9 protein-coding genes are annotated in these 12319 nt (G+C 68.5%); 7 read left to right on the top strand and 2 right to left on the bottom strand.

The window, feature by feature from the left end:
• Window positions 1–17 precede the first annotated feature (17 nt).
• Window positions 18–800 (bottom strand): IclR family transcriptional regulator, encoded by a 783-nt coding sequence (locus AC3YO9_RS15990; RefSeq protein WP_241249789.1) that lies wholly within the window; start codon window positions 798–800, stop codon window positions 18–20.
• Between the two features lie 715 nt (window positions 801–1515).
• Here AC3YO9_RS15990 and AC3YO9_RS15985 point away from each other — a divergent pair.
• The 7 genes from AC3YO9_RS15985 to AC3YO9_RS15955 all read left to right on the top strand — a co-directional run bounded on the left by AC3YO9_RS15985 (window position 1516) and on the right by AC3YO9_RS15955 (window position 10607).
• Window positions 1516–2940 (top strand): ABC transporter substrate-binding protein, encoded by a 1425-nt coding sequence (locus tag AC3YO9_RS15985; RefSeq protein ID WP_489983867.1) that lies wholly within the window; start codon window positions 1516–1518, stop codon window positions 2938–2940.
• A gap of 288 nt (window positions 2941–3228) precedes the next feature.
• Window positions 3229–4638 carry an ABC transporter substrate-binding protein gene (locus tag AC3YO9_RS15980; protein ID WP_127782367.1) on the top strand — a complete coding sequence of 470 codons (1410 nt, stop codon included), beginning with the start codon at window positions 3229–3231 and terminating at the stop codon, window positions 4636–4638.
• Window positions 4639–4957: 319 nt separating this feature from the next.
• Complete coding sequence (locus tag AC3YO9_RS15975) at window positions 4958–7273, top strand: ABC transporter permease (RefSeq protein ID WP_489983866.1); 2316 nt, start codon at window positions 4958–4960, stop codon at window positions 7271–7273.
• The gene (locus AC3YO9_RS15970) at window positions 7260–7994 is read left to right on the top strand and encodes an ABC transporter ATP-binding protein (protein WP_127782365.1); all 735 of its coding nucleotides are present in this window, start codon (window positions 7260–7262) and stop codon (window positions 7992–7994) included. Before AC3YO9_RS15975 ends, AC3YO9_RS15970 begins: the two co-directional genes overlap by 14 nt.
• Entirely contained in the window at window positions 7991–8737 is a 747-nt protein-coding gene (locus AC3YO9_RS15965; RefSeq protein WP_127782364.1) for an ABC transporter ATP-binding protein, read from the top strand. The genes AC3YO9_RS15970 and AC3YO9_RS15965 overlap by 4 nt, the downstream gene beginning before the upstream one ends.
• Before the next feature lie 4 nt (window positions 8738–8741).
• Window positions 8742–9116, top strand: coding sequence for a hypothetical protein (locus AC3YO9_RS15960; protein ID WP_127782363.1), 375 nt, complete (start codon window positions 8742–8744; stop codon window positions 9114–9116).
• A gap of 126 nt (window positions 9117–9242) precedes the next feature.
• Entirely contained in the window at window positions 9243–10607 is a 1365-nt protein-coding gene (locus AC3YO9_RS15955; RefSeq protein ID WP_489983865.1) for an HNH endonuclease signature motif containing protein, read from the top strand.
• 89 nt (window positions 10608–10696) lie between these two features.
• Here the strand turns inward: AC3YO9_RS15955 and AC3YO9_RS15950 are convergent, their stop codons facing one another.
• Complete coding sequence (locus AC3YO9_RS15950) at window positions 10697–12307, bottom strand: ABC transporter substrate-binding protein (protein ID WP_489983864.1); 1611 nt, start codon at window positions 12305–12307, stop codon at window positions 10697–10699.
• Window positions 12308–12319 lie beyond the last annotated feature (12 nt).

Here is a 12319-nt window from a genome sequence, read left to right as displayed (position 1 = left end):
GCTGGTGTCCGGACGGCTCAGCGGCGGGCGGCTGCTCCGCGGGGAACCACCGTGGGGGCCTGCACGGAGCGGGAGGCGCTGGCCGGTGCGGGGTCGGGCAGCAGCGCCTGGGAGACCCGGCGGGCGGCGTCGGCCAGCAGCGGGACCACGCGGTCGAGCTGGGCGCTGCCCGACTCGGCGCACAGGCTGATGGCGGCAACCGGTCCCTCGTGCGTGCGCACGGCGGCGGCCACGCTCGGGCACTCCGCGGTGAACTCCCCGCGGTCCAGGGAGATGCCGCCACGGGCCCGGATCCGGTTGAGCTCGCGGTGCAGGCTCATCAGGTCCCACTTGCCCGGCTGTGGTGGACGGGTGATGCGCTCACCGACGAGGTCGTCGACGCGCTCGGGCTCCAGCCAGGCCAGCATGGCGCGACCGCCGGTGGTCTTGTAGATCGCCGAGCGCTGGCCGACCTTGGAGGGCAGCACGCTGGCGTAGCGGCCGCCCACCTTGTCCAGGTACATCTCCATGGAGCCGTCCAGCACCGCCAGGTGCACCACCATGCCGGTGCGCAGGTGCAGGCTGTGCAGCACGTCCGCCGCTGCCTTGCGGATCTCGCCGTGCGCGCCGTCCTGGCCGCCGAGGCCCAGTGCCCGCCGGCCCAGGCTGTAGCCCATGGACGTGTGCTCCAGCCAGCTCAGCTGGACGAGCTGGTCGAGGATCCGGTGCGCGGTGGAGCGCGGCAGATGGGTGCGACACGCGATCTGCTCGAGGTTCAGCCGGGTGAAGCGGCTGTCGAACGCATCGACGATGAGCGTCATCCGCTCCACCATCGAGGGCGGGAGCGCTGGGCGGGCCGCTGCCTGAACCTGTGGGTTCGTGACCGCTGTCATCGTGCCTCCGTCTGACTCATTACGGCCCCCACCTGCAGGAACGCCGAAGAACTGAACTCAATTATGAAAACTGTAGCAGTGGGGCGCATCACAACCAAGCGAGTGCTTGTTAGTCCGTGTCGCGACGAGGCTCCCAGACAGCGGGACACCGGCGTGTCGCGGGTCGCAGACTGGTCTAGAACCGCGCGCGCACGGGTCCGCGCAGAGCCGTCCGAACGGTCGCCAAGGGGCTCTCAGCAGGCCCTTAGGGACGCACCAGCCCGACCGCGCGAGGGCGGCACCCGGAGCGCGCCCGGTGACACCGACGATCTCGGCCATCGAGACGTCACCCCTGTGTGATGTGCGTCGCACTCATCGCCCGCCGTGGGCGAGCTCGCGGCCCCCTGGCGACCTCGGGCGGGAACCCGGGACCGCCTCCGCCACCACCCCCGGCCGGGCGATGGTCGCCGCGTTGCCGCACGTCGGAGCGCTCGATCCGGGGCCCGCTGACGGTGAGTTCGAGTGATCTCACTCACTGAGACGCCCCACGGTATGACCTGGGTCTCGTCCTAGGTTCCTCAGGACCCGGGCCCCTGTCTGGGCAGATCCTGCAAGTAGGCGCACCAGATCCTGCCGCGAGCGCGGACAGGGTGAAGGAGAAACAGTGAGATACAAGAGAGCTGCGCAGACGGCGGCAGCGCTGGTCGCGATCGCGTTGGTGGTCCCGGCCTGTTCGTCCGACCGGACCGAGACTGCGGTGGGCGCCGACAGCGGTTCCAGCACCTCCTCGTCCAGCGAGAGCGCCAGCACCGCGTCGTCGCAGAAGTTCGGCACGCTGGACTCCCCCTGCGGCAAGGGCGACGCCAAGGGCGCCACCGACCAGGGCGTCACCGACAAGTCGATCACCATCGGCTACGGCGACGACCGCGGCGCCACCGCGAGCCCCGGCCTGTCCAAGGAGATGGGCGACGCCGTCAAGGCGATGATCGCGTGGTGCAACGAGCAGGGCGGGATCAACGGCCGCGAGATCAAGGGCAACCAGTACGACGCCGCGATCACCAAGGTGAACTCGGTGATGCAGGACTCGTGCAAGAGCGACTTCATGCTGGTCGGCCAGGGCTTCGCCGGCGACGCCGGTGGCGAGGCCACCCGCGTCGCTTGCAACCTCGTCACCGTGCCCGGGTACGTGACCAGCGCGGACGCCCTCAACGCCCCGATGATGTACGAGGCGTTCCCGACGCCGGCGGACTACTTCAACAACTCCCAGTTCCACCACCTCGCCACCCTGAGTCCCGACGCCAAGACGGGCACCGAGGTCATCTCCACCACGCTGCCCGCGGTCACCTCGACCAACCTCAAGGCCGTCGAGGGCGCCAAGGAGGCGGGCTTCACGCTGAAGAACTGCGGCATCACCACCAACTTCTCCGGTGAGCCCAACTTCGTGCCCTTCGCCGAGAAGTACAAGTCGTGCGGCATGACCTCGGCCTTCTACACCGGCTCGGGCACCCCGGCCATCTTCAACCTGCTGCAGGCCATCAACCAGGTGGGCACCCAGCCCACCTACGTGCTGGGCACGCCGTTCTACGCCGACTCCGTTGCTCAGTGGAACGCCGCCACCAAGATTCCGAACATGCACGTGGACATCGCCTTCCAGCCCTTCGAGAACGCGTCGAAGGTGCCCGCGGTGCAGAAGTACCTGGACATCGTGACCCCGACCGGTGGCAAGACCGCCCTGCTGGGCATGCAGGCCACCTCGTCGTTCCTGCTCTGGGCCACCGCGGCCAAGGAGTGCGGCAGCGACCTCACCCGCCAGTGCATGGTGAACGAGCTGTCCAAGGTGCACCAGTGGACCGGTGGCGGCCTGCACGCCACCACCGACCCGGGCGCCAACAAGCCGGCGAACTGCTCCATGACCCTCAAGCTCGAGGACGGCAAGTTCAACCAGGTCCTGCCCAAGACGCAGGGCGAGTTCGACTGCGACGGCAAGTACCTGGTCAAGGTCTCCGAGTCGGCCTGGGGCACCCAGCTGAACGAGGACCGGATCGTCACCAAGTACCTGACACCGAACACCATCAAGCCGCAGAGCTGATCACAACAGAGCTGATCACGACAGCGCTGATCTGAGGCGAGCTGGCCGGACCCCCAGGTCCGGCGGAGGGGCGGTACCGCGCGAGCGGTGCCGCCCCTCTGCGTTGCCAGAAGCAGTGACCCTGCGCGCCACCACGTCACTGTCTGTCATGTCGTTCGGTTGCCACACCTTCCTCCTGACGGCGACGTCCATCCCACTCAACGGGAAGGCTTCCGGCGTGATGTTCGTCGCACCCTAGGTTCCGTTCAACGCCTGGGGCACCTCGGGCACAGGGTGAGGAGAGAGCTTGTGAGACTGAGGAAAGTCGTCCAGACGGCAGCGGCGCTGACCGCGATTGCCCTGGTGGTCCCGGCCTGTTCGTCCAGCCGGTCGGACACTGGCAGCGACCCCGGCGCCGGCGCCCCCACCACCGCGGTCACCGCGGCCTCCGAGAAGTTCGGCACGCTGGAATCCCCCTGCGGCCAGGGCGACGCCAAGGGCTCCACCGACCAGGGCGTCACCGACCAGTCGATCACGATCGGCTACGGCGACGACCGTGGCTACGCGATCAACCCCGGCCTCAACGCCGAGATGGGCGACGCGGTCAAGGCCATGATCGCCTGGTGCAACAAGCAGGGCGGGATCAACGGCCGCGAGATCAAGGGCAACCAGTACGACGCCTCCATCACCAAGGTCAACTCGGTGATGCAGCAAGCCTGCAAGAGCGACTTCATGCTGGTCGGCCAGGGCTTCGCCGGTGACGCCGGCGGGGAGGCCACCCGGGTGGGCTGCAACCTCGCGACCGTCCCCGGGTTCGTGGTCAGCCCGGACGCCCTCAACGGCCCGATGATGTACGAGGCGTTCCCGACGCCGGTGGACTACTTCAGCAACTCCCAGTTCCAGCACCTGATCGAGCTGGACCCGGAGGCCAAGGCCGGCACCGAAATCATGGCGACCACGCTGCCCGCGGTCATCTCCACCAACGTCAAGGCCACCGAGGGCGCCAAGGCCGCCGGCATCGTCCCCAAGAACTGCGGCGTGACCACCAACTACGCCGGCGAGCCCAACTTCGTGCCGTTCGCCGAGAAGTACAAGTCCTGCGGGATGAAGACGGTGTTCTACACCGGCGCCGGCACCCCGGCCATCTACAACCTGCTGCAGGCCATCGACCAGGTCGGCGTCCAGCCCAACTACATGCTGGGCACCACCTTCTACACCGACGCCGTCGCCAAGTGGAACGCCACCACCAAGATCCCCAAGCTGAACATCGACATGGCCTTCCAGCCCTTCGAGAACGCCGACAAGGTGCCTGCGGTGCAGAAGTACCTCGACGTGGTCAACGGCGCGGGCGCCAAGCCGGCCCTGCTGGGCATGCAGGCCACCTCCTCGTTCCTGCTGTGGGCCACCGCGGCCAAGGAGTGCGGCAGCGACCTCACCCGCCAGTGCATGGTGAACAAGCTGTCCACGGTGAACGAGTGGACCGGTGGCGGGCTGCACGCCAAGACCGACCCCGGCAAGAACATGCCGACCGACTGCTCGCTCACGGTCAAGCTCGAGGACGGCAAGTTCAGCCAGATCCTGCCCAAGGAGCGCGCCGAGTTCGACTGCGACAGCAAGTACCTGGTCAAGATCTCGGAGTCCGCCTGGGGCACCCAGCTGAACGCGGACCGGATCAGCACCAAGTACCTGACGCCGAACGTGATCCTGCCGCAGAGCTGACTCAGGCCCGAGCGGCGGCAGGACCAGCCCACGAGGGGTGGCACTCGATTCGACGAGTGCCACCCCTCGTGGCCGATCAGGACGTGACCACGGTGCTCCCACTCACTGAGACTGGGTGCAGGAGTGACCTAGGTCGCACCATAGCGTTCTGCCCGTCCAGCGCTCAGCAGGCCGCGCGAACGGCCCAGCGCTGCCCCGAGCAGGTCTTTCGGAGCTCTCTCCCCACGATCCAGTGCCGACCACCGGTGCTCACAACTTGAACACCAGTGGCACCGCAGTCCGCGCCACTCCAGCCAGCCCACTTGCCGAAGGTGTGTAGATGAACGCTTTTGTGACCTTCACGATCCTGGGACTCGTGCTCGGTGCCGTGTACGCGATCGCCGCGTCCGGCCTCGTGCTCACCTACAACACCTCCGGGATCTTCAACTTCGCCCACGGTGCCCAGGCCATGCTCGGTGCGTTCTGCTACTGGCAGCTGCGCTCCGGCTGGGGGCTGCCCACCCCGGTGGCTCTGCTCATCACCCTCGGCGTCATCGGCCCGCTGATGGGCTGGGGCCTCTACCTCTTCATCATGAAGGGCCTGCGCAACACCGCCGAGGTCACCAAGATCGTGGTGACGGTGTCCATCCTGCTGGGTGCGATCTACCTCTCCCACTGGTTCTGGGACCCCAAGGACTCCCGCAGCTCGGAGAAGTTCTTCGGCAACAGCAGCCAGATCGACCTCTTCGGGTCGGTCATCAGCACCCACGACCTGATCGCCCTCGTGGTCGCCGTGCTCATCGCAATCGGCCTGCGCATCATGTTCACCCGCACCCGCATGGGCGTGTCCATGCGGGGCGCGGTGGACGACCCGGACCTGCTGCGCCTCAACGGCCACAACCCCGAGCGCATCGCCGCCACCTCCTGGGCCATGGGCTCCGTGCTCGCCGTGCTGGCCGGCATCCTCATCACTCCCATCAGCGGCGGGTCGCTGGAGGCCAACGCGCTGACGCTGCTCGTCATCGACGCCTTCGCCGCCGCGATGTTCGGCAAGCTCAAGAGCATCCCCCGCACCTTCGTCGGCGCCATCGTGCTGGGCCTGGCGAGCACCTACGTGCTGGCCTACTTCCCCTCCACCTGGACGTGGACCAGCAACTTCCGTATCTCGCTGCCGATGATCGTGCTGTTCATGGTCCTCATCGTGCTGCCGCACGACCGGCTCTCCGGCGCTGCGGTGCGCACCCGGGAGCGGGCCAACGTGCCCACCGTCCGCTCGGCCATCGCCTGGGGCGCGTTCCTCGTCGTCGCGGTGTTCCTGATCAAGCTGCTCATGGTCGACTCCGCGGTCACCCTGCTCACCACCGGCATGACGTTCGCGATCATCGCCCTCTCGCTCACCGTGCTCACCGGCTACGCCGGGCAGATGAACCTCGCGGCGATCTCCTTCGGCGCAGTGGCTACCGTGGTGGTCTTCCACTTCGGCACCACCACGTTCGGCTACGAGAGCCGCACCACCCTGGTGGGCGTGCTGCTCGGCATGGCCGCCGCGGCGGTGGTCGGCGGCATCGTCGCCCTGCCCGCACTGCGACTGCGGGGGCTCTACCTGGCGCTGGCCACGCTGGCCTTCGGTGTCTTCCTGTCCAACATGGTCCTCAACGACATCTCCCAGCACGAGCTCTTCGGCAAGAAGTTCTCGCTGTTCACCGACGGCAACCTGCTGATCCCGCCGGTCAAGGTCGGCCCGCTGGACCTCAAGGACGGTGACACCTTCCTGATGACGACCACGGCGCTGTTCGCGCTGATCGGCATCGGGCTGGTGGCCCTGCGCAACAGCGGCTACGGACGACGGCTCGCCGCCATGAAGGACAGCGAGGCGGCCTCGGCCACCCTGGGCCAGAGCCTGGTCCGGCTGAAGCTGAGCGTCTTCGTCATCTCCGCCGCCATCGCCGGTCTGGGCGGCATCCTGATGTCCAGCGCCATCGGCTCGGTCCAGTCGGACAGCTTCTCGGTGCTGGTCAGCCTCTCCCTGCTGATGCTCACCGTGGCGGCAGGCATCGGCTACGTCACCGGCGCCCTGTTCGGCGGCATCATGTCCGGCGTCGGCTTCACGATGGTCATCTCCACGTTCAACGACCTGGCGATGGACCACGAGAACCTGTCCTCGGTGTACACCACGCTCGGCTACATCGCCGCCGTCAGCCCGGCCCTCATCGGTCTCGGTGTCGGCGCCAACCCCAGCGGCACGGTGCACCAGGTGACCGAGGGCTACCGCGCCCTGCGCAACGCCAAGCCGGTGCTCATCGGTGGCGCGGTCATCGAGGTCATCCTCTACCTGCTGGCCTACACCGACACCATCGACAAGTGGTGGTTCGGCATCCTGACCATCACCCTGGTCTTCCTGCTGCCGGTGTTCGGCCAGATGCTGATGCCCGAGGCGGTGCTCGGCAAGGAGGAGATCGCCCGCCGGAAGGTCACGCCGCCCGAGCTCATCGGGGTGGACGTGCCGTTCTCCGAGCGCGACCGCCACGCGCTGGACCAGAAGCTCGGCCTGCCCGCGTTCGTCGGCGCGGTCCCCACCGGCCTCGCCACCTCCCCCGCCGCCGGCTCGCACGGCGCCGACCAGAACAAGGAGCTGAGCACCAATGCCTCTGCTTGAGAGCCGCGACATCACGGTCCGCTTCGGCGGCCTGGTCGCCGTCAACAACGTGAGCATCAGCATCGAGCCCGCCACCATCACCGGGCTGATCGGCCCCAACGGTGCTGGCAAGACGACGCTGTTCAACACCATCACCGGGCTGCAGCGCCCGTCCGCCGGCAAGATCCTGCTCGACGGCGAGGACATCACCAAGATGCGTCCGCCCAAGCGCGCGCACCGTGGCCTGGCCCGCACCTTCCAGCGGCTGGAGCTGTTCATGTCGCTGTCGGTGCGGGACAACATCCGCGTCGCCGGGGACATCCACAACGCCAACGGCCGCAGCAAGCGGATCGACGTCAACGCCGAGACCGACCGGGTGCTCGAGCTGTGCGGGCTGGGCGACATCGCCACCCAGGACGTCTCCGACATCCCCACCGGCCGTGCTCGCGTAGTCGAGCTGGCCCGGGCGCTGATGACCGAGCCCCGCGTGCTGCTGCTGGACGAGCCGGCGTCGGGCCAGACCGAGCACGAGACCGACCAGTTCGCCGACCTGCTGGTGCAGCTGGCCGCCGGCGGCCTGGCCATCTGCCTGGTGGAGCACGACCTGCCACTGGTGATGCGGGTGTGCTCGATGATCCACGTCCTGGACTTCGGCTCGCTGCTCGCCTCGGGCACGCCCGAGCAGGTGCGCCAGGACCCCGCAGTGATCGCCGCCTACATCGGCACGGAGGACGTCGCATGACCGACACGCTCACCGCTCCCGGCAGCGGGCCGGCCCACCCCGCCGTCGAGCCGATCCTGGAGCTCGCCGACGTTCGCGCCGGCTACGGCGCCATCGAGGTGCTGCACGGCGTGAACCTGCAGGTGCTGCCCGGGCAGGTGGTGGCCCTGCTGGGTCCCAACGGTGCCGGCAAGACCACCTCGCTGAAGATCTGCTCCGGCCTGGTGCCGGTCAGCTCGGGCGAGCTGCGGCTGTCCGGGCGGGCCGTCAACGGCGCAGGTGCCTCGGACCTCGCCAGGCTCGGGGTGTGCTCCATCCCCGAGGGCCGTGGGGTGTTCGCCAACCTCAGCGTCCGCGAGAACCTCTGGATCGGCACCGGCACCGGCACCAGCCTGGAGCACATGGAGGAGGTGGCGTACGCCCGCTTCCCCATCCTGGGCAAGCGCCGCAACCAGCTGGCGGGGTCCATGTCCGGTGGTGAGCAGCAGATGCTGGCGCTGTCCCGGGCACTGGGCACCGACCCCACGATCCTGTTGCTCGACGAGCTATCCATGGGGCTCGCGCCCCTGATCGTGTCGCAGATGTACGACACGGTGGGCCAGCTGGCGGCAGAGGGGCTGACCATCCTGGTCGCCGAGCAGTTCGCCCGGGCAGTCCTGCCCATCGCGGACTCGGCGGCGCTGATGCTGCAGGGCCGGCTGGTGCGAGTGGGCGCACCGGACGAGATCGAGAACGAGCTTTCAACCAGCTACCTAGGAGGATGACCTGATGACTGCTGAGCAGCGTCGTGAGCAGTTCAAGACAGATGTGGCCGAGCTCAAGCTCAAGACCGGTGGCTCCCGCCGCGACGGTCTGGTGCAGGGACTTGGTGTTCTCGGGATGGCCGTCGGCGTGATCGCCGCGTTCGTCTGCTACTCCATGTCGCTGAGCCAGACCAGTGTGGACGTGCTGTCCACCCAGGTGCTGACCCTGGCGTTCGTCGCGCTCACCGTCCTCGGTGCCGCGCTCTACCTGGCCGGCGCGCTGGCCAAGGTGCTGCGGCTGTGGCTGCTGCGCCAGCTCTACGAGGGCCAGGCCCACGTGGACCAGCTCGCCGCCGCCCTGGGTGGTTCCGGTGTCGAGAGGGACAAGACCACCGTCTGACCTTGCTGGTCATCCTCAGGACGCAAGCCGCCGCCTCCCGCTCCGGGAGGCGGCGGTTCTGCATTGTCAGGGCTTCGTTGCTGGTCAGGGGCAGAAACTGTCGGGGCGGGCTCCTATGATTCGAACATGAGTTCGAGTGGCGCAGCGGTGGCAGTGGAGGACCTCCCCGACGAGGTCTCCTCGCTGCTGGCTGAGCACGCCGCGATGATGGCTCGGCTGCAGCAGCTGCCGCTGGCCGGGCTCAGCGATGCCGGGGTGATGGCGGTGGTGCGCGAGGTGGAGCGAGTGCACCGGATGAAGCCCACGGTGGACCACCGCCTGATTGTGGAGATGGAGTGCCGCTCCTTGGCCACGGTGTTCCTGGCCCGGGGCACGGCGGGGTTGTTGTCAGAAGTGCTGCACCTGGACATCCAGGAGGCCCGCGCTCGTGTCCGAGCAGCGGAACTTCGCGGCCCGCGCACGTCCTTCACCGGTGAGGATCTCGGTCCTCTGCAGCCCGCCACAGCAGCAGCCGAGGCGGAAGGATCCCTCTCGCCGCGGCACGCCGACATCATCACCAAGACGCTGCACGACCTACCCGCATCGCTGGACGCCGAGACTGTTGGTCTGGCCGAGCAGACCCTCGCCGCGCCGGCCTGCGCGCTGCGCCCGTCCGAGCTGGCCAAGGCGGCGGAGCGGCTGACTGCCTACTTGGACCCGGATGGGCGGGAGACGTCTGACGTGGATCGGGCGCGGCGGCGGGGTTTCACCATCGGCCGCCAGCGCCCGGACGGGATGAGCCGCATCAGTGGTGAGCTGGATCCCATGACGCGAGCCCTGGTGGACGCGGCGTTCTCCGCCGCCGCCCGGCCCGTCACCGAGGACGGCATGGCGGACCCGCGCAGTGCCGCACAACGCAACCACGACGCGCTGGCCACGCTGTGCCGCAACGCGCTGGCGGGTGGTGAGCTGCCGAGCAACCGCGGGTTGCCGGCCACGGTGGTGGTCACCATGGGACTGGCGGACCTGGAACGCCGGGCGGGTTCCGCATCAACGGCTTCCGGTGGGACGGTGCCGGTGCGGGATCTGCTGGGGATGGCCGCCGACGCGAAGTGGCTGCCCTGCGTGCTCGACTCCGCCGGCCAAGTCCTGCATCTCGGTCAGGGTCAGCGCCTGGCCTCCCCGGCCCAACGATTGGCGCTGTATGCCCGCGACCGCGGCTGCACCCGACCCGGCTGTGAGATGCCCGCCCAGTGGACCCAAGTCCACCACCTGCACGAGTGGCAACACGGCGGACCCACAGACCTGCACAACTTGGCGCTCGTCTGCCCGTTCGACCACCGGCTCATCACCCACGAAGGCTTCACCGTCCGCATGGGCACCAGCGGCCGGGTGGAGTGGATCGCACCCAGACACATTGACCCACACCAGACTCCACGCACCAACCCGATCCACCACCCACCCGACCTCAGCGACCCCGACCCACCCCGCTGCCACCGTGGCGCGGCTTAGCCACCACCGCTACAGCCACCCAACCGCACAACGGCGTGCGGCCGGTCCCCCGCAAGGGGAACCGGCCGCACACCGTCAGCGCTGACGTGTCAGGGCTTCATCCACGCCTTGTCGAACAGCATGATGTCGGTGGCGTGCGGCGTCACGCCGTGCACGTTCTTCTGCCACGCGATGTACGACGGAATGGCCCCGAGGCTCACCGACGGCACCGACTCGTTGGCCCGCTGCTGGATCTTGCCGATGACCGCCTTCTTGGCGTCCACGGTGCCCGCAGCCTGCAGCTCGCCGAGCAGGGTGTCCATCTGGGCGTCCTTGTAGCCGACCACGTTGGACGGCGACGCGCTCTGCAGCGTGGTGTACAGACCCAGGAACGGGATGTCCTCGTACAGGCCCAGCCCAGCGTGCGCCAGGTCGAAGTCCCGCTTGATGTACACGTTGTTCACCACGTCCTCGGCGCTGTTCGCCGGCATGATCGTCACGGTGAAGCCCACTGCCTGCAGCTGCGCCTGCACGGCCAGGCCGATGGCCCGGTCGCGCGGCTCCTGCAGCACCACGTACTTCAGCTCGCCGTTGTAGCCGTCCTTCTTGGCCTCCGCCAGCAGCTGCTTGGCCTTCTCCGGGTCGTGTGCGACCGGCTTGACGTCGCCTGCCCACTGCGACGACGGGTCGAACAGGCCCGAGCTGGGCCGGCCCTTGCCCTCGTCCACCCGGTCGTCGACCGCGGTCGGGCTGGTGGCGTAGGCGATGGCCTGCCGCACCCGCACGTCGGCTCCCGGACGACCCTCCCGGTTGTTGATCATCTCGGCACTTCCGGCGTTGAGGAAGCTCAGGTAGCCGGGCAGGCCCGCCGCCCGCGCGTCCGAGATCGCCGTGGCACTGGCCCGCAGGTAGCCGACCTGCAGCTGGTTGCTCTTGAGCGACTCCCAGGTGGCCTGGGGACCGTTGAGCGCCACGAACCGCAGCTTGTCCAGGTACGGCTTGCCGCCCCAGTAGTCAGCACGCGCGGCCAGCACTCGCTCCTCGTTGGGGGCGTAGCGCTCCTGCACGAACGGACCCGCGCCGATCGGCTGGAAGGTGCCGGACTTCATCGAGCTGGGCGCCACGATCATGCCCTGGCCCAGGGCCATCATGGCCTCTAGCTCGGGCCAGGCCTTCTTGAGCTTGACCACCACGGTGGTCGGGTCTGCCGCCACCGCGCTGTCCAGGTTCATCTTCCACAGCTCGCTGCCGTTGCCGCGGTTCTGGGTGTAGCGGTCCCAGCTCCACAGCACCGCGGCGGAGTCCAGCGGGGTGCCGTCGCTGAACTTCACGTTCTCGCGCAGCTTCAGCGTCCAGGTCAACCCATCCGCGCTGGCCTCGAACGACTTGGCCAGCTGCGGCACGAACTTCTTGTCCGCGGAGTTGTAGCGGACCAGCACGTCGTACACCGCCGCCAGCTCCGACCCACCGGAGGAACCGCGTGCGGCGGTCTTGGCCGGGTCCATGGTCGCGGCCGCGGCCTGGGTGCCGAAGGTGAGCGTGCCTCCCGCCACCGGGTCCCCGCCGTCGGGCTGGTCGCCCACCAGGCCGAGCTGGATCTCCTGGTCACCGCTGGGCGAGGCCGCGGTGTCGTCGTCAGATCCACCCCCGGCACACCCCGCGAGCAGCAAGCTGCCCGCCATCGCCACGCCGGCCAGGCGCACGAGCGCTAGTCGAGCCATGTTTTTTCCTCC

The organism is Rhodococcus sp. Z6_132 (assembly GCF_058133635.1).
Note: the sequence above shows the minus strand (reverse complement) of the source record. Positions and strands in the feature narration are given on the sequence as shown.

What these genes read in the sequence shown, in the direction of transcription:
- AC3YO9_RS15990 (WP_241249789.1), bottom strand. Translation starts at nt 800, where the DNA reads ATGACGCTCATCGTCGATGCGTTCGACAGCCGCTTCACCCGGCTGAAC.
- AC3YO9_RS15960 (WP_127782363.1), top strand. Translation starts at nt 8,742, where the DNA reads ATGACTGCTGAGCAGCGTCGTGAGCAGTTCAAGACAGATGTGGCCGAG.
- AC3YO9_RS15970 (WP_127782365.1), top strand. Translation starts at nt 7,260, where the DNA reads ATGCCTCTGCTTGAGAGCCGCGACATCACGGTCCGCTTCGGCGGCCTG.
- AC3YO9_RS15950 (WP_489983864.1), bottom strand. Translation starts at nt 12,307, where the DNA reads ATGGCTCGACTAGCGCTCGTGCGCCTGGCCGGCGTGGCGATGGCGGGC.
- AC3YO9_RS15955 (WP_489983865.1), top strand. Translation starts at nt 9,243, where the DNA reads ATGAGTTCGAGTGGCGCAGCGGTGGCAGTGGAGGACCTCCCCGACGAG.
- AC3YO9_RS15975 (WP_489983866.1), top strand. Translation starts at nt 4,958, where the DNA reads ATGAACGCTTTTGTGACCTTCACGATCCTGGGACTCGTGCTCGGTGCC.
- AC3YO9_RS15965 (WP_127782364.1), top strand. Translation starts at nt 7,991, where the DNA reads ATGACCGACACGCTCACCGCTCCCGGCAGCGGGCCGGCCCACCCCGCC.